This window comes from Bradyrhizobium sp. USDA 3315 (genome assembly GCF_054056795.1).
This window is the reverse complement of record NZ_JBSRYP010000001.1, coordinates 5,069,292-5,085,345: the sequence shown is the minus strand read 5'-3', so window position 1 is coordinate 5,085,345 and position 16,054 is coordinate 5,069,292. Positions and strand designations below refer to the sequence as shown.

Genomic DNA, 16,054 nt, shown 5'->3' with positions numbered 1-16,054 from the left:
AGCTACAAAAACACGACATCTTCACCCGCTACGGACAGCCTTCATCGTGACCGGCGACGGCGAAAATGCATTTTGGACGAAGGTTGGCGGTGTCTGGCCCCACGACGACGGGAAGGGCTTCAACGTCGAGCTGATTGCCCTACCCGTGGCCGGCCGGCTCGTCATCCGCGAACGCAAGGATGCCAGCCCGTAACCGTCTCCCGATCCGGGTAGCTCTGGGCAATTCCTAACCCGGAGCAGCGGCAAGGCACGCTGGTGCGGCAAGGGGATCCATCCTTACGGACGGCCGAAGCCCTTGAGAGCCGGTGACGCGCAACGTCCAGGGCTCCCCACACCGGACACGGTGTGGGGCATTTCCCATGCCGCGCCCGCAATCCCAGCGTCGGACATCGGTGAGTCGTCTACTCCCAAATCCTACGCCAACGAGCGTGTCGACTGCTTGAATGAATGCATTGCCTTCAGTCCCAACAGAGTTTCGTGTCAATTGAGACGCCGAGATCGGAACCTGAGAATTAATCCAGCAGAAACCGCTTGAATCTCACGCCGCGTCAGGGCGTAACCTTCCGCGATCGAGCCCAAATGGCATGGGCCGGGATGTAAGGCACGAAGGACACAGCTGGTTCGAGCGGTCGATTCCGGCGAGGCGCAATCGTACGTGCTTTCTTAGCCGGTAACCACGCCAACGAGCGAGCTCCATGCTCCATCGTCATGCATCATGAGCACACGTCCTCTCAACGGTCAGACGCGCGCGGCGCAATACCTGCGCATGTCGTCGGAATAAAACCAACTCTACTCGACTGAAAACCAGCAGAACGCGATTGCCGAGTATGCGATGCAGCACGGCTACGCCGTGGTCGCATCAAAAGCGGTCTTTCACTGGTCGGCCGTTAAGAAGGCGGATTAAGCCGAGCTGGACAATTGAGTGTGCGCCATAGCGAGACCAGCAACAGGCACAAAAGTTCTCTGAACCGGGCGAGGATGCGACGGAAGTTGTGGCCGACGGCTGAGAGGACGACGTTGGCGGCATCGCCGGCGCGTCCTTTGAGGTAGCACCGGCCGAGGTGTCCTTCGGCTTTGAGATGTCCGATGATAGGTTCGATGGCGGAGCGGCGGCGCAGCTCGCGCTTGATGGCGCCGAAGATGCCGCGCTTCTGGCCGGAGATGAAGACGCGGCGGGGATTTTGCGCGTCGTGGCCGCGGTAGCCCTTGTCGACATAAGCCCGCTCGATCTTGCAGCCGGTGAGTGTCTCGGCGCGGTCAATAACGTCCCGCAAGGTGTGACCGTCGTACGGGTTGTCGGGCAATGACTTGGCGTGCAGCACGAACAGGCCGCCGGGAGCGCGGCGATTGTCGGTGACGATGGAGGCCTTCACCCCGAACTCGTAAGGCGCGGCCGCTTTGCCCTTGCCGATGCACTCCACCTCCGGGGCATGGAAGGAATACAGCTTCCAGCCGCGCTGGCGCTGCTGCTGCGAGCGGATCTGCGTGGCCCGGCCAAGCGGGAGGGCGAACGCCTCCTCCAGTGCCGGCTGGCCCTCGATCTTGCGGCGGATGTCGCGGATGATCCGGCCCAGCCGGCTGCGCAGGATGCGCAGCTGTCGCTGGTGCCGGTTGAACTGTTTGGCATGAGCGTAACGGCCCGCCATCATCGCCGCGGCTTTGGCCACGCGAGAATAGGATTGCCGCAGCCTGACGCCGTGCTTCCTCGCCAGGCGGTTCAGCCCCCGGATCGCGGCATGCAGCAGTTTAGCGTCGGTCGGGAAGCTGATCGCCTTCGGTTGCACTGTGGTGTCGACCGTGACCCGCTTGAGGTCCTGGCTGCGTAACGCACCGGCCTCGTGCGCCACCCGAAGACTCTCGGCCAACAACCGCTCCAGCTTGTCGCCGAGCCGCTTGCGCCAATGGCTCAGGTCCGAACGCTCGTGCGGGAAAACGTGCTGGAAAAACTCTTCGCCGGTGAAGAACTGGAAGTACGGATCGTGCACCCAGCGCTCGCACACCCCCTCATCGGACAGTCCGTAAATGTGCTTGAGCAACAACAGCCCGATCATGAAGCGGGTCTCGATCCCCGGCCTGCCGTTCTCGCTGTAGAGCGGGGCGATCTCGGCGTCGATCCATTCCCAGTCGATCTTGCCGGCAAGCAGAACCAGCTCGTGCTTCATGTTGATGATCTGGTCCAGCCGTGCCCGGAACAGATCGTTCGATCCTGTCGTCTTGTGCTTCTTCGGTCGCATCGTCCCTCCGATGCGCCACAGAAGCACGGTTCACAACGGAGAGGAATCCACAAAACGAAATTGCAAGGTTTGCGGCGCCCAAGCCTCAAATCCCTGCAATCTCAAACGACGTCAAATCCCAAAAACAGACTCCCGCTCAATCGCTTACAGGCTTGTTCACAGCCGACTCACTGAAAGGCCGAGACGCGCCGAAACAACTGCTCAGCGATGCGCTTGCGACGCCGCGCGCGTTCGACGCTATTCTGGTTCTCGATGTCAGCCGATGGGGCCGGTTTCAGAATCCCGACCAAGCTGGCCACTACGAGTTTCTATGCCGCCAAGCCGGTGTGCGCGTCGTCTACTGCGGCGAACCGTTCGGAGAGGATGTCACCCCGATCACAACGATCGTCGAGCACCTGAAGCGGGTTATGGCGAGCGAATACAGTCGCGAGCTGTCGGTAAAGCTGTTGCGGGCGCATCGGCATCAAGCGCAACTCGGCTTTCGCCAGGGCGGCGCTCTGCTCTACGGTTTCAGACGGCTGCTTGTGGACGCCAAGCGCAACCCGCGACAGCTCCTGAATAGAGGCGAGCACAAAGCACTCAGCAACGACAAAGTGGTGGTAGTGCCGGGTCCAGCCGACGAACTCGAGGTGATCCGGCGCATATTCAGGCTCTACGTGCAGGACAAATTGTCGATTTATGAGATTGCCCGGCGCCTGGCGAAGGCTGGTGTGAAGGGCCATGGTGGCCGCGCGCTGTCGGAGGTGACCATTCACCGAATCCTCGTCAGCGAACTCTGCGTGGGCAGGATGACTTACAATGTCACGAGCAAGCGCCTACAGGGTCACGCCGTAAGAAACCCCGAATCGACATGGACGCGTTTTCAGTCATTCGAGCCGATCGTACCGCCGGCACTGTTCCGCAAGGCGCAAGAGCGCTTGATTGTCGGCAATCGGCCGTGGAACCAGGAGACGATCATCGCCTCACTCAAGCAGCTGCTTGAAAAGAAAGGCCATCTCTCCCAGCGATTGCTCAACCGCTCCAGGGGAGCCCCCTCCGCGGACACTGTCGATCGTCACTTTGGCTCGCTTCGTGCCGCCTATGTCGCTGCTGGTTACGATCCCGCGAGCAGGATGCTTTTTGGGAACAACGGCAGATACTGGACGGAGGCCGCGGTTATCACAGGGCTACGGGGGCTTCATTCCACGAGAGGTCGGATCTCGAACCGACTGATCGAACGCTGCCCGGACCTGCCATGTCCGAGGCATATCCGCGCTCGGTTCGGCTCTCTTGGGAATGCCCTTCGCAAGGCGGGCCTGCCAGTTCCAAACCACAGCGAGATACAGCGCGACGGATGGAGACGCCGGAAAGATGGCGGCGGTGACGACTATATCCAGGGCGTCCACTGGAGTGACGCGGAGCTTCTACAAGCCCTGCGCCGACTGCATGGTAAGTATGGATATGTCACGCTCAATCTTCTTGACCGGGACGAGGAGACGCCCGGCGCCTACTATTTCGTGAAGCGATTTGGTTCTCTCACCCAAGCAAAGGCCTTGGCCAGGCTGCCACTCGAGACACATTCGCAACTCATGCTGGCTGCCTGCCAGCGCAAGCGCGAAGGCAAGACAGTCGGCCGGCAGCGCCGCCACCCCGGCCAGCGCCCCAAGCTTGGCTACCGCACAGATGATCTTCTGCTGGGACTCAAGCGCCTCGTGGATCGCGAGGGAGCCATTTCCGCACGTTTGATCAATGATGATCCGGAGTTGCCCTGGTCGGCGACCGTCGCGCATCATTTCGGGAGACTGTCGAGGGCCTATCGGTTGCTCGGTCTCGTTCGCCTGAAAGGTAAGCCTGCGCGATTTGGCTTGCGGCGAAGTCAGCTGGCGATAGTCTTGCGCGCGACAGGGCCGTTCAGACATTGACCGCTCGACCGCTTGGGTCGATGCCGCTACCGCAGCGCCGAGCCATCGACGCGGCTAAAGCCCATGCTTTGACCCCACCTGCGAGGCACTCCAAACCCTGAGAGCCCGGGTTGTGAGATTGGAGCCCGCCAGTTTTCTCCAGGACCTACCCACTTCGATCCAACTGCTTTTCCGCGCGGGTAAGGTATCCAGCATTTTCTGGGCAATTGGTACGAGATGCGCCGTTGCGGAGTTTGAGTCGAGGTTCGCATCTTCAAGAATTTTAACAGCTGCCTCTTCGGACCGCGTCCACCCTGCTTTGGTAAACCTGCTCTCGCCGAAATACTCAAAGCAGGTGCAGAACGTCAAAGCGCGGCCAATGACGGTATGGCTTGGCAGTCCGGTCTCATTCAGCCACCTCCGGAAATAGTCGCACCACTCTTCGCTGCTGAAGTCGAGAAGACCGCTACCTTCAAAGATCAAAAGTGCCGCCATGCCGGCGATCTCGTGTCGCACCTGTTCATCCTACTTCTCGAACCAGTCGCGGATTGTCTGCAAGGGCGTCAGAGGCGGCGTCACGACCGATGTCGCTGTCGAGCCGGTGCGATTGAACGGGACGACGTTTTCCAGTGGGGGCATGCGAGGCCAGGGTTTCCCTTTTGCGTCCCATAAGACCCAGCGCTCTGCGATCGCTTTTGCTTCTTCGGGCGATCTCGTTCGCCAAAGCTCCTTGAGCGCCTCGTCGACATAATATGAAACATCCGCCCCTAGGCCACACATACGTGCGATTGCCGCGAGGCGTCCGGCGTCAAGGAGCCGCGCCGCGAAATTGTTCTCTGCGTTCATTTTCCGAGGCCTTTCGCGCCCTCTCCAGCGCGTCCAGATCATCCTGCTCTATGTGACCGAACCAGGAGACCGGGGGGAATGTCGCTATGCGCCGGGCAAAGAACGATTGCGGCTCCCAATTATAGCGCGACAATCAGGATGAGAGCGCGCATTGCCTTCCGGAGTATGAGGTCACAACACCCCAATGATGTGCCAGGTGCCAGCGGAGGAGGCCGGGCGCTCCGAAACCCCGGCCATCTCCGCACCCGGCCTCCTCCTCAACCCAAGCCGGGAGCAAAATAAATGAGGCAACCCATCGCACTCGGGAGCATCGATATGTGAGGCAATACGAAGTCTCACCCTGATCGCCGCCGCGCACCCAATCTTGTCCCTCGCGCTTCTCGAACGTAATGACCCCCTTGCGGGTAAGGTAGTCAGGCCCTGGAATATCGCAGTTCACCAAAAGCAAAACCCGCCACAGATCACCTTTCGCAATCTGCGTCTCATCCACCTTCGGCAAATAATCCACACCAACAGGTTCTACGATCGTGCAACGGCCATGCTTAAGCAGATCGCCTAGCTTGCCTTGCGGGGTCGTCACGAAGTTGAAATTGGCCGGATCATGTAGAAAGCGAAGGTTCACGACCTTTTCGCGGTCAGTAACCTCAGCCGCAATCAATGAGAGGGCAAAAGCCCGCCAGCCCAATTCCATCGGCTTGGCATATGTCGAGGCGATCTTGGGCGTCCCCTCAGGGGAAAACTTCCATGTGATGACGTACTCTTCATGTGATCGATTGTCGTGGTGCCTGGTCCACGATAAGAAAACATACTCGCTTGCGTCGGCTCCTCCAGCGACGCCCCAGGCTCGCCGGACCAGGTGCGCTACTTTCGAGACCTTGGAGATAATTTGTTCGACGGTTTCACCGTTTTGCGCTCGCCACGTCGATTTGACTCTGTGAACGAGGGGTTTGTCGTTGGCGCGAACACTGCTGTTTGTGACGGCCAGGTCGGCGAAGCCGATCAGCAGGAGGCCGAGACAGAACAAGGACGTGCATTTTCCAGCCACAACGAACCGCGATCTCCGCCGGACTTTCAAAACGCTCGCCGGCAAGGCGGGTGTACCGAAGGAAATCCGCGATCGCCTCCAAAACCACGCCCTCCAGGACGTCAGCTCCAAGCACTACGACCGCTGGCACTATATGGTCGAAAAGCGCGCCGGCATGGCCAAGTGGGACAGATTCGTTCGGGCGCTGCTCAAGAAGAAAAAGGCCAACGATACGTTGAAGCAGGCCGCGTGAACTGTCGCGCCCTTATCATCGCCGGCACGCTCGGCCTGCTCTGCCCCATCGCTCCCGTGCATGCCGACCCATGCGAGGCCCACTGCCGAGCCAGGCCGGCGTCACCGAGCGCGGGAACTGACGCGACCTTAGCGTCCCGAAAGGTCCTAGCCCTTCAGCTTCCGCTTTCTCTCTTCAAGGAAGCCCGACAGCAATGTCTCCATTGCCCCTATCACGTCGTCCGGCTTCTCTTCGCGGAGCTTTTCTGCCTGTTCGACGAAACCCGAGAGCAGGACCTTCATCTCATCCGGCGCCTTCTCCAGCCGCCTGAGCATCTTCAGCCCGTTTTGGGCATAGCCGAGAAAGCCGGCGTTTCGCTCCGTGATCTCGGCTAGCATCTCGTTGGTGATGCGCTCGCTAATCGCAGCAACGATCGCTATTTCTTCATCAGGCAGGGCAAATTTGCCCGACCCTTTGCATGTTAGCGAAGTGTTGCCGCATTTTGTGCGCCTTACAGCATTGTCGCGCACTTCTACGCACGAAAGGAAACTGTCCAGGCTCGCCCTGGCATCATCCCTGCTCCCGGCCTTGCCGGTCATCGTCCGCCCGATCGTGTTTGCCAACACCGGTGAACAGCCCGGCCCGGAACGCTACATCACCGATAAACAACTGCTGCACGCTGAAACATTGATTCTTCGACAACGCGAAGAAATGGCCGCCGTATCCGCAGCCAGTGACGTTGGCAGCACGCGTGATGCGCTTCCGGTTGAGCGACGTTGCTCGGGCATGATGGACGCGCCCGGCCTGTTTTCTGCGCAGATTACCGCATTCAGTGGCTGCTAACGTCGCAGCCATCACCGATGTCAGCGGCTGACTTCTTCCTGGATCGGGGTCTTGTCATTTGTAGCTTGGACTATATTAATGGCAGTGATAGCATCATTCTTGTTGCGGTAGCTTTCACCAGAGTTGGCGATACTCGGCCCATTCGCCGCGTGCAGCCTCCAACGCCACTGCTCACGCACGTCCCGGTAGAGTTCGAAATACATTGGAAGTCTCCGACAACGGTCAGTTCCGCAGTCCTCTCATTTGACCACATTCGGCGACTTACACCCCCTATCAGAAACAGCAGTGTGCGGCCGTTCAGCGGTGGGTTTCATTCCTTGACCGGAGTGTTGTCGTTCGTACCTTGGACCAGCCCAATGGCAGCGACAGCATCAGTCTTGTGGCGATAGCCTTCGCCAGAGTTGGCAATTTTATGGTTATTCCCCGCGTACAATGTCCAACGCCATTCCTGACGCCCGTCTTGATACAGGTGGAAATACATGTCGGTCTCCGACGATAGTCATTTCGGAGCGCTTATTCGAGCATACTCGGTGGACGTACACCCCCTATCCGAAGCGGTAGGCCCACGGTTAGCGATCACGCTTCCGCCGCTTAGCGGTCAGATCGGGCACGCACGCACGCCCGATCTCCAATACGATGCGCATAGCGATAAAGCGCGCGGGATACCACAACATCAGCAATCGAACGGCCATCACCACAGCAACTGAAGCGCTATTACTGGCCGGCTCGCCCGGCTTCACTCCAAGATCGAGTCCAAGAACCGCAAATAACTCAATCCAGACCGCGACGTCGGGCGTCTCGTTGGAGCGATGCTACGGACCCTGAAGGGCTGATCGCTAACGAGTACTTCAGAAAACCTGGACCGGTGGAATCAGTGACGTTGAAGCCGACTTGGCGCGGGCTCACCGCGCTCCGCCGGATTCGGCGCTCTATCAAAATGACCGCGCGTCAAGCACGTGACCCTTGCAGTAAGTGCCATTCAAGACCGCGTGTTTGCTACAGCCCGGCGCGCTTCAGCCGCCCGCTCCAAGACCTCGGTCTGGGGGTCGTAGACGACCAGGTACTCGTAGAATTGGCGGAGCACGCCGTGACGGACCGCGCGGCTGTCGGCGGCGCCACCGAACGACAGGACGAAGTCCAGCACCATCGTCCGGGTGCCGGGCGCACCCAGCTGAGATCGCTCGACGTAGCGAACGAAAGCCCGCAGCGTGCCGGCTTGCTTGTTGAAGGCATAGCCGAGGGAGCGGCGCAGATCGATGTGGCGCTCGACCTTGTCGCCGAGGAATGCGGCGAAGGCGGTCATGCGGCACCTCCCGGAAAGGGGAGCGTGACCTCAGCTAGCTGCGAGGCCGCGACCTTCACGTACAGCGCCGTTGTGTTGATGCTTCGGTGCCCTAAAGGGCATTCGGCGGCAGACACGCCGGCAGTTTCTGAACTCGCCCATGGCAGGGTGACAGCGCTTGCGCCGTCAGACCTCGTCAGGGTTGCGGAGACGGCGCGAGCGCGGCTGATCCATGCTTTGCCGGCCACGCTTGCGGGCCACAGGCAGAACGCCTTCACCTTCTTCGGCTCGCTTGGTAACCTTCAACTTGAACGCCGTCGCAAATCGACGGATATTTCCTCTTGCTGCCACGGGTCATCCTCGAAACGGCTGCGCCGCTTGTGCGGCGCCAGCAACCGGTCGGCCCTCTGTTGAGATGCTTCGTTATCGTGCAAAACTTCGAGGCTGCAGACGCGAGCGATCGCCACGGCGCGGCGCGAGATTCGCTGATGGTTCATGGATTTTGCTTTTAGCTCTGATGCCGGTAGCAGGACTGCCTGCCGGGGGCTCAGAAACCGCAATCGTGAACTGGCAATGTGCTTTTCGGATGCCCCTTGGACATGGGCGCACCGTCCCGCCAGCGGCGCTGCCGCCAGCGGCGCTGCCAGCGGCGCTGTGTCCGTAGCGGGTGAAGATGTCGTGTTTTTGTAGCTCGTGATCTGTCGCCTTCGTTTCTGATTTGCAGGGGAGCCGGAAGGCGGGGACGGCTTTCCCTGATTGATCATGCCACGGCTGTTGTGGCGGTTTTAGCCCTGTGGGTGAGTTTCTTTGTTCGACTTGAAGCCCGTTTCTCCGTCCCGACCCGCGCTGTCTCGACGGCGGCGCGCGCAGGAGCGGTCAAGGACGCGCGCTTGCGCGCCCGCCAGGGCTTGTCCTTGACGGCTCCGAGCACGCCGCCAGGCTGAAGCGCGTCGGGGCTGATCTGCTGTCCGTCAGGCGCAAACCTCGCCAATCGATGCGGTCCAAGGAACACGCTGACGGTGCCATCGGGATACTCATGTAGCCGCACCAAGGCCTTGACGAAGTGAGGTCTTAGCCGGCTCTCCGGCAACTGCAGCCGCCGACCGTTCCATGCAACGGTATTGTCGTTGGCGACGGTTCGCTCCTCGATCACGCACAGCGCCTCGCGCCAGGCCTCATGCCGGTCGGCCACGAATGCCGAGCCTTCCTGTTCGGGCTTGATCGCAAACGCGGCGTTGTGCCCGGGGATGTAATGCGCCTTCAGCCACGCGTTGGCAGCCTCAACCGTCGTGATCCCGGCAAGCCGCAGCTCCTTCGGCAGCCGGTCCTGCAAGGTGCCGAACACCCGCTCGGAGCGCCCGCGCGCCTGCGGCGAATAGGCTGCGATATGCTCGATCCCAAGATGCGACAAAGCCCGTCCCACCTGGGTTTGTTGCGTCTTCGAGATCTTCTCGCCAGCTTTTGGGGTCAGGAAATAATGGCTGCCGCGGTCGGTGTAGAGCGCGCAGAACAGGCCATGCTCGCCAATCACTTCGCGCAAGGCCTGGAAGGTCGAGGCCGTTCCTTCTTCCTCGACCAGCACCATCGAGTAGATCTCGCTCGTCGCATCGTCCATCGTGACGATCAGGTCCCTCGCGGGCAGGCCTTCGATCCAAACGTGGCGCGATCCGTCCTGGTGCAGCAGCATGCCCCGAAGCGGCCGCCGCGGCCGCTTCTTGCGGTGCGCCGAACGCTTCGGAGCCTTCCGCACCAGCCCTGCCGCGTGCAGCGCCAGCTTCGTCACCGTATAGCCCAGCACATAATCATGCCGCTTTTGCATCTGCTCGTGGAAGTGCTTCACCGTGAAGTCCGCGTACTTGTCCCGGTACAGCGCAAGCATTCGTTCCAGTTCCTCCTCCGGCGCCCGCCGTGGCGAACGACGCCCCAGCCGGCGGTCGACCAGCCCGTCGTCGCCCTCCGCCTCATAGCGCTCCGCCCAGCGTTGAAACGTCCGAACACTGATCCCAAGAACCTCCGATGCTGCCTCCTGCGTCAGTTCCTTCGCCTCCGTCCGATCCAGCAAATCTGAAAACCGCATCCGTCGTACACCCTCGTGAATGGATGCCGTGCCCATCGCGCCCCCTTTGTTCCGGAGCACCGAAAACACGACACTTCACGAGCTACAAACAGGCGACAGATCACGAGCTACTGACACGCTGCCAGCGGCGCTGTTGGCACAGTTGGTCCATTGATGCTAATCTCGGGTTTTTCAGGCTCAAACCTACGGTTGCACACAACCCATACGGTTGCAACAGTCATGTTCTACTCAGGGCGCGACGAAATCGCGCGCTCTTAGAACGCTTGCAAAGTCGACGCGGACGGGAGACACGTTGGTCGATAAGGAATGGCCCGCGATCCCTTGGGTTCTCGCGCCCACGAGCTGCGCTCGGCCTTGCAAATCCGAATTGCTCAAGCTCCTCCCGAAAGCGCGGACAACCAACCTGCAAACCGTGCTGCCGTGGCCTATTGCACTTACGATCGAAAGCCCGACGCGGATATAGACGCAAAAGACGGCGAACAGTTTAAAGATGTGCCGAACTCCTAATTCGCTGCGTCATCTCTGAAAAGAACGCAGCCTCTTCGTCTTGGCAATTTTCTGGAGACCTATCACCGGCGGACGTGATCAGACCCGCAGGTTTTCTGCGCTGCTTTTGCCGCGCTTGGGGTCGACTTTGACTTCGTAAGAAATCTTTGCCTTCTGCCAAACCAGAGAGTCCAGCCCGTTCTACGGCGCTAATGGGGACAAAAACGTCGTTTCCGCGTCATCTGGAGCAATAAATCCGTACCCCTTTTGATCATTACCTGTTGCCATACGATCACTTCCTTTGCCGCCGCGTCCAGTCCGTACGCCGGTGGGTAATGGTGCCGCGAACAGAGCAACTGGCGCGCCGGACCGAAAATGCTAATCCTACAGGGATGTTGAGCATCGAGCGACGACAATGGACGCAAGCGGACAACCGCGTGCGACTGCCAACATTCTCCGGCTAACTCACGCGGCGTCATCGAATGCGCATCAACAAGTCGGATCAGAACGATGCCAAGGGGTTGGCTGAAATGGCTCGCATGGGATGGTACCGGGAGGCTGCCCTGAAGGGGACGGAGAGCTGGGAAATCCGGTCGATGCTGGCTCGAAACAAGCTGGTGGATCTGCGACGTGACCTCGACAACCAGATGCGTGGGGCTGGGAATACTGCTCGGCAGGGCCGGCTCGACCAGCCTGGCTCGCAAGGTCAACGCTGTCCTCGTTAAAGCGCCAGATTTGCATAATCCTGGCGCCGCTCCTCGATCACGCACGCAAAATGGCTGATGGTGTCCCAAGGCGCTCGCATCCACACATCGCGCCCTTCATCATCGGTGGTTAGTCGGCTGTGAACAAGCCTGTAAGCGATTGAGCGGGAGTCTGTTTTTGGGATTTGACGTCGTTTGAGATTGCAGGGATTTGAGGCTTGGGCGCCGCAAACCTTGCAATTTCGTTTTGTGGATTCCTCTCCGTTGTGAACCGTGCTTCTGTGGCGCATCGGAGGGACGATGCGACCGAAGAAGCACAAGACGACAGGATCGAACGATCTGTTCCGGGCACGGCTGGACCAGATCATCAACATGAAGCACGAGCTGGTTCTGCTTGCCGGCAAGATCGACTGGGAATGGATCGACGCCGAGATCGCCCCGCTCTACAGCGAGAACGGCAGGCCGGGGATCGAGACCCGCTTCATGATCGGGCTGTTGTTGCTCAAGCACATTTACGGACTGTCCGATGAGGGGGTGTGCGAGCGCTGGGTGCACGATCCGTACTTCCAGTTCTTCACCGGCGAAGAGTTTTTCCAGCACGTTTTCCCGCACGAGCGTTCGGACCTGAGCCATTGGCGCAAGCGGCTCGGCGACAAGCTGGAGCGGTTGTTGGCCGAGAGTCTTCGGGTGGCGCACGAGGCCGGTGCGTTACGCAGCCAGGACCTCAAGCGGGTCACGGTCGACACCACAGTGCAACCGAAGGCGATCAGCTTCCCGACCGACGCTAAACTGCTGCATGCCGCGATCCGGGGGCTGAACCGCCTGGCGAGGAAGCACGGCGTCAGGCTGCGGCAATCCTATTCTCGCGTGGCCAAAGCCGCGGCGATGATGGCGGGCCGTTACGCTCATGCCAAACAGTTCAACCGGAGTAGCTGGACGGCACCATAATACGCCACACCTGCTACTGCACTCAACTATGGGACTAGCTCGCCTGGGGATGGGAATATGTCACGGCAACGAAGTTGCCTTCGAAGAATTGAATCGGTGATCGCTACCCATCCGTGCAAGTGTGATGGCCTCGATGCCACAGCGTATCGTGGCGCCCTGACGCGTTTCGATGCGATGAGCGTTACCGCGAGGGCGGCAGCGCCGCGTTGGCCGATCATCGATCTTGACCGGAGCGGGTCTGGAATCGCATCCCGGACGATGTGCGAGGTCAGATCATCTGACTTGGCGCTAGTGTTCCCGCCGAACTAGCTCGCTTTCATTTTCAGGCGAAAATTTCTAAATCTGAAAAATAATCTCTAAATCTGAAAAATTATGAAAGCCCGAAGTTTCGGAAACCTCCTTTCGCCAACGTTACACCGTGCGTCTAAATGCGCGGGGGCCCTACGCAAGCCGGTACGTGTGGGACTTGTATTGCTGTGCCAGGTTGCGGGACATAGAGCGCCCGCTTGTGTTGGAGGTGGACGCTCCGTTCAGGGTGCTGGAGGTGTGTAGTGCGCGGCGACCTCCCGTACATGGCTTGGGTCATTTTGCTGGGACTGGCTTCGCTCGCCATCTTAGCCGTCGCAACATTCATGCAATGAGTTCGGTCACCACAACCCTCTCGCCAACGTTAACGGGTGCGTAGTCTGAGCGCATTCATAGCTTGATGAGGCCGCGCTCGGCAGCCATGCAGCGGGTGCTGACTTCGAGGTAGAGACGGCCTGCACGGATGGCTTGCTCACGAGCCCGAGGGCTTTGCCCCAACAGCCGTTGCAGCCGCGCCCTACGCCACTGCTCCACGCGACGAAGTCGTGCAAGGATCGCTGGCTCCTCTACAACGCTAACCCGTTTCTTCCTCGTCACTTCGGCCTCTCCCTTTAAGGTTGTGAGCCTAGCCCAACGTGCGGCACGGAGGGAAGAGGTTCCCGGAATGCTACGGAGGTCATGGGCTCAAAATCCTCGATAGTATGCTTGTGGCCATCAGTGCTGGGCGGGTCGTGGCCCCGGATCGCGCGAGCCGAGGAGGATGACCACAATGGCAACGGATGATCTCGAACGGGGACTTCAAAAACTGGCCTCGGACTGCCTCAAAAAGGAAGAACCGTTTACAGCATTCAAGACGTTCCGGAAGCGGGCGATTGCTCGTTTCGGAGACGCGGCGAGACCGCTATTGGACCGAACCTTTGCCCGGGCGCAGCGAGATGCACTTAAAGGCTCGGCGCGTTACCCAAGCCCGACACGTAAACCGAAAGGCTCGGGTTGACGGTCCGGGACGCGCGCCACGATGAGGGCTTAGATGACCCCGCGCTCAACGGCCACGCGACGCGCCCCAACTTCGCGAAAGTGGCGTGCGGCCCGAATTGCTCTCTCATCGTCTCGGGCAGGATCAGCTAGCAACCGCTGGAGACGCGTCCAGCGCCATTCCTCGATGCGTTTGAGCCGTGACAGCATCGCCGGCCGCCCTTCAACGCTGATCAGCATTTCCTTCGTCACCCGTCCGCCCTCGTGAGATTGCGATCCTAGCCCAACCTGCGGCGCGGAGGAAAGGAAAGAGGTTCCCGAAATGACTGGCGCGCGGCGGGACCTCGCTTTCAGCCGCGTACGGCGGCGTCATTAGCCGTACACGTCCGATCCCGTTCAACCGCGTCAGGTTGACGACATGCGCGTTCGGAAGCCGCACGAGTAGCTGGCGTGCTGTTGATAGCGCGCAATTTGCTTCCCGTCCTCTTTCTGATCTTCTGGCACGCGGGTTGCTGAGCCATGCATGGCTTGGTCTCTTACTGACTGACCTCGTGAGGGCCAAGCCTCGCATCGCAACTCGCACGGTCGGCGGCGGCCCCCGCCGTCCGTGCGCTTTTTCTGACGGCGCGATGATCAGCCGAGCGCGTGGCATCATGATCGTCTGGCACGCGAGTTGCTCAGAGACGTACACGGGCTTGGCTGCTTATGCATTCGCGCTACCCCTGCGAGCCGTCAAGCCTGCTAGCGCGGGCGGTTCCTCCAAACACCCGCGCTTCTCTTCTGTCGTGCCGTGGGTCTCACGGCGAAGCACTGTGGAGATCATGGCATGACACGGGAAGAGGCTTTGAAGAACGCCATAGTGGCAGTCAAACAATACTCTCGGGGAAAGATCACAAAGAGCGCCGTACTTGCCGCGATTGAGAAGCTTCAAGCCACTAGGCCGTCACTTAGGCCGCCGCCTCGAAAACAGAAGCTCTCTTTGATAGATCAGAACTGAGATGGCAGCAGGATGGATGGTTTCGGTCGGCGTCGTCAAAGACGGCAAGGTTCGATATGTAACTTACGCCGTCGCTATGGCTGATCAGGCGGAAGCCGTGAAAGCCTCATTGGCTGCCAGCGCCGGTGACGCAACGATCGTGAATTCCGAACTCCGCGAAGCCGATTTGAAGGGCCTTGGGCTGAAGGCTGGCGAGCTTGTGCCCATATACGATGATCGCAACGATCCGCTGATGTCGCGCACGTGGCGACCTGTCCGACCGCGCGGCACAAATTAGCGGGCAGCCGCCGGGATCAATGTCACTTGGTCGGGATGAGCAGTGGCCCATATCAGAAGGTCCCATAATGTCAGACCTCGCACGTAAGGTCCGCCGTATGGCTCGGCAGTGTACCCCGCAAGCTCGAAGCTTTGTGGGCCGGTTTGTCGGACCTTCTCTAGGCATCGGTGCCCGTTGCGCTCGAAAACTCTCATGGCAATCATGCTTCGCACCTCGATCGTTCGGATTGTCCACTCTATCAGTTCGGAGTGATTCGACCAAAAACGAGAGGCCGGCGCAGCGGCCGGCCCCGTCAAACTTCAATGACTTGATGTGCTCAGCGGAAGTACGTCGTGATCACTTCGATATCCGATGCAAGGGGCTGACGGTTGCTCAAGTGAGCGTCCACAATCCGGCGCACAACCAACTGCGTAACGATATCGCCGAGATCGCGAGCCGCCGTGAGAACCGTCCAGACCTCAGCAAGTAGCGCTTGGCGCTCTGGCGTGATGGACATGTCCCTGCCTCCTCAAGCCGAAACGACACGGATGGGAGCCCCGGATATCGTCGCCTCGTATTCACCAATGAACCGGCCATCAATTGACGCTCCTATGTGCTTTTCGATGTACTGAACGAGGCGGGCGCGAACCGCCTCAATGAACTCAGCTGCTGTCACCCGAATGATCTCTTTGCTCTCCATGGGGTGCCCTCAGCCCAGGTAAGCAGCGATGTTTTGGAAGGCGTTGCCGAGCGTTCCGCCGACGTTGGAGACGATGGCAACGATCGCGAGAGCGATGCCGGCCGCGAGCACGCTGTACTCAATCGGGGTGACGCCGCGCTGATCGCGGGCAAGGGGCAGGATCACAGCACCCGTTGCCGGCAAGCGCAGCGGCCGGCGCTGTCTCATCCGATCCGGAGAAAGTGATGACTTCGCATTCGGCATCGCGAGCGCGCTTCGTCTCGG

18 protein-coding genes and 3 pseudogenes are annotated in these 16,054 nt (G+C 60.0%); 9 read left to right on the top strand and 12 right to left on the bottom strand.

Going from position 1 to position 16,054, the window contains the following annotated elements:
• Positions 1-46 precede the first annotated feature (46 nt).
• On the top strand, positions 47-193 hold the full coding sequence (locus ACVIYL_RS23540) for a hypothetical protein (RefSeq protein WP_456779960.1): 147 nt from the start codon (positions 47-49) through the stop codon (positions 191-193).
• A 694-nt stretch (positions 194-887) separates the two neighbouring features.
• On the opposite strand, the gene ACVIYL_RS23535 is transcribed toward ACVIYL_RS23540, so the two are convergent.
• A complete protein-coding gene (locus ACVIYL_RS23535; RefSeq protein ID WP_456779959.1) occupies positions 888-2,234 on the bottom strand; it encodes an IS5 family transposase in 1,347 nt (448 codons plus the stop codon).
• Between the two features lie 152 nt (positions 2,235-2,386).
• Here ACVIYL_RS23535 and ACVIYL_RS23530 point away from each other — a divergent pair, with 152 nt between their 5' ends.
• On the top strand, positions 2,387-4,135 hold the full coding sequence (locus ACVIYL_RS23530; protein ID WP_456779958.1) for a recombinase family protein: 1,749 nt from the start codon (positions 2,387-2,389) through the stop codon (positions 4,133-4,135).
• A 54-nt stretch (positions 4,136-4,189) separates the two neighbouring features.
• Here ACVIYL_RS23530 and ACVIYL_RS23525 read toward each other — a convergent pair whose 3' ends face one another.
• From ACVIYL_RS23525 to ACVIYL_RS23515, 3 genes are all read right to left on the bottom strand, one after another.
• Positions 4,190-4,630: a hypothetical protein gene (locus ACVIYL_RS23525; protein ID WP_456779957.1), complete on the bottom strand. Its 441-nt coding sequence runs from the start codon at positions 4,628-4,630 to the stop codon at positions 4,190-4,192.
• A 9-nt stretch (positions 4,631-4,639) separates the two neighbouring features.
• Entirely contained in the window at positions 4,640-4,960 is a 321-nt protein-coding gene (locus tag ACVIYL_RS23520) for a hypothetical protein (protein ID WP_456779956.1), read from the bottom strand.
• A 133-nt stretch (positions 4,961-5,093) separates the two neighbouring features.
• Entirely contained in the window at positions 5,094-5,984 is an 891-nt protein-coding gene (locus tag ACVIYL_RS23515) for a nodulate formation efficiency C protein (protein WP_456779955.1), read from the bottom strand.
• Here ACVIYL_RS23515 and ACVIYL_RS23510 point away from each other — a divergent pair.
• Positions 5,974-6,237: pseudogene (locus ACVIYL_RS23510) on the top strand (site-specific integrase); the annotation flags it as partial. The gene ACVIYL_RS23515 and the pseudogene ACVIYL_RS23510 sit on opposite strands and share 11 nt — an antisense overlap.
• 146 nt (positions 6,238-6,383) lie before the next feature.
• Here ACVIYL_RS23510 and ACVIYL_RS23505 read toward each other — a convergent pair.
• A complete protein-coding gene (locus ACVIYL_RS23505) occupies positions 6,384-6,815 on the bottom strand; it encodes a hypothetical protein (protein ID WP_456779954.1) in 432 nt (143 codons plus the stop codon).
• On the opposite strand from ACVIYL_RS23505, the gene ACVIYL_RS23500 reads away from it, so the two are divergent.
• Positions 6,805-7,059, top strand: coding sequence for a hypothetical protein (locus tag ACVIYL_RS23500; protein WP_456779953.1), 255 nt, complete (start codon positions 6,805-6,807; stop codon positions 7,057-7,059). The two genes, ACVIYL_RS23505 and ACVIYL_RS23500, sit on opposite strands and share 11 nt — an antisense overlap.
• Before the next feature lie 20 nt (positions 7,060-7,079).
• Here ACVIYL_RS23500 and ACVIYL_RS23495 read toward each other — a convergent pair whose 3' ends face one another.
• The 4 genes from ACVIYL_RS23495 to ACVIYL_RS23480 form a co-directional block, all read right to left on the bottom strand.
• Positions 7,080-7,262 (bottom strand): YegP family protein, encoded by a 183-nt coding sequence (locus ACVIYL_RS23495; protein WP_456779952.1) that lies wholly within the window; start codon positions 7,260-7,262, stop codon positions 7,080-7,082.
• A gap of 107 nt (positions 7,263-7,369) precedes the next feature.
• Positions 7,370-7,540 carry a YegP family protein gene (locus tag ACVIYL_RS23490; protein WP_456779951.1) on the bottom strand — a complete coding sequence of 57 codons (171 nt, stop codon included), beginning with the start codon at positions 7,538-7,540 and terminating at the stop codon, positions 7,370-7,372.
• Positions 7,541-8,038: 498 nt separating this feature from the next.
• The gene (locus ACVIYL_RS23485; protein WP_456779950.1) at positions 8,039-8,362 is read right to left on the bottom strand and encodes a hypothetical protein; all 324 of its coding nucleotides are present in this window, start codon (positions 8,360-8,362) and stop codon (positions 8,039-8,041) included.
• A gap of 739 nt (positions 8,363-9,101) precedes the next feature.
• Positions 9,102-10,418: an ISNCY family transposase gene (locus tag ACVIYL_RS23480; protein WP_456779949.1), complete on the bottom strand. Its 1,317-nt coding sequence runs from the start codon at positions 10,416-10,418 to the stop codon at positions 9,102-9,104.
• A 306-nt stretch (positions 10,419-10,724) separates the two neighbouring features.
• On the opposite strand from ACVIYL_RS23480, the gene ACVIYL_RS23475 reads away from it, so the two are divergent.
• Positions 10,725-10,925, top strand: a complete 201-nt coding sequence (locus ACVIYL_RS23475) for a hypothetical protein (protein ID WP_456779948.1) — start codon at positions 10,725-10,727, stop codon at positions 10,923-10,925.
• Positions 10,926-11,003: 78 nt separating this feature from the next.
• Here the strand turns inward: ACVIYL_RS23475 and ACVIYL_RS23470 are convergent.
• A pseudogene (locus ACVIYL_RS23470) lies at positions 11,004-11,192 on the bottom strand (cold-shock protein).
• A 194-nt stretch (positions 11,193-11,386) separates the two neighbouring features.
• Here ACVIYL_RS23470 and ACVIYL_RS23465 point away from each other — a divergent pair.
• The 4 genes and pseudogenes from ACVIYL_RS23465 (at position 11,387) to ACVIYL_RS23450 (ending at position 15,111) form a co-directional block, all read left to right on the top strand.
• On the top strand, positions 11,387-11,629 hold the full coding sequence (locus ACVIYL_RS23465) for a hypothetical protein (protein ID WP_456779947.1): 243 nt from the start codon (positions 11,387-11,389) through the stop codon (positions 11,627-11,629).
• 279 nt (positions 11,630-11,908) lie between these two features.
• A pseudogene (locus ACVIYL_RS23460) lies at positions 11,909-12,535 on the top strand (transposase); the annotation flags it as partial.
• Positions 12,536-13,631: 1,096 nt separating this feature from the next.
• Positions 13,632-13,859 carry a hypothetical protein gene (locus ACVIYL_RS23455; protein WP_456779946.1) on the top strand — a complete coding sequence of 76 codons (228 nt, stop codon included), beginning with the start codon at positions 13,632-13,634 and terminating at the stop codon, positions 13,857-13,859.
• A 991-nt stretch (positions 13,860-14,850) separates the two neighbouring features.
• Positions 14,851-15,111: a hypothetical protein gene (locus ACVIYL_RS23450; RefSeq protein WP_456779945.1), complete on the top strand. Its 261-nt coding sequence runs from the start codon at positions 14,851-14,853 to the stop codon at positions 15,109-15,111.
• 316 nt (positions 15,112-15,427) lie between these two features.
• Here the strand turns inward: ACVIYL_RS23450 and ACVIYL_RS23445 are convergent, their stop codons facing one another.
• Together ACVIYL_RS23445 and ACVIYL_RS23440 are read right to left on the bottom strand one after the other, a co-directional pair.
• Complete coding sequence (locus tag ACVIYL_RS23445) at positions 15,428-15,607, bottom strand: hypothetical protein (RefSeq protein WP_456779944.1); 180 nt, start codon at positions 15,605-15,607, stop codon at positions 15,428-15,430.
• A 192-nt stretch (positions 15,608-15,799) separates the two neighbouring features.
• Entirely contained in the window at positions 15,800-16,033 is a 234-nt protein-coding gene (locus ACVIYL_RS23440; protein ID WP_456779943.1) for a Flp family type IVb pilin, read from the bottom strand.
• Positions 16,034-16,054: the final 21 nt, after the last annotated feature.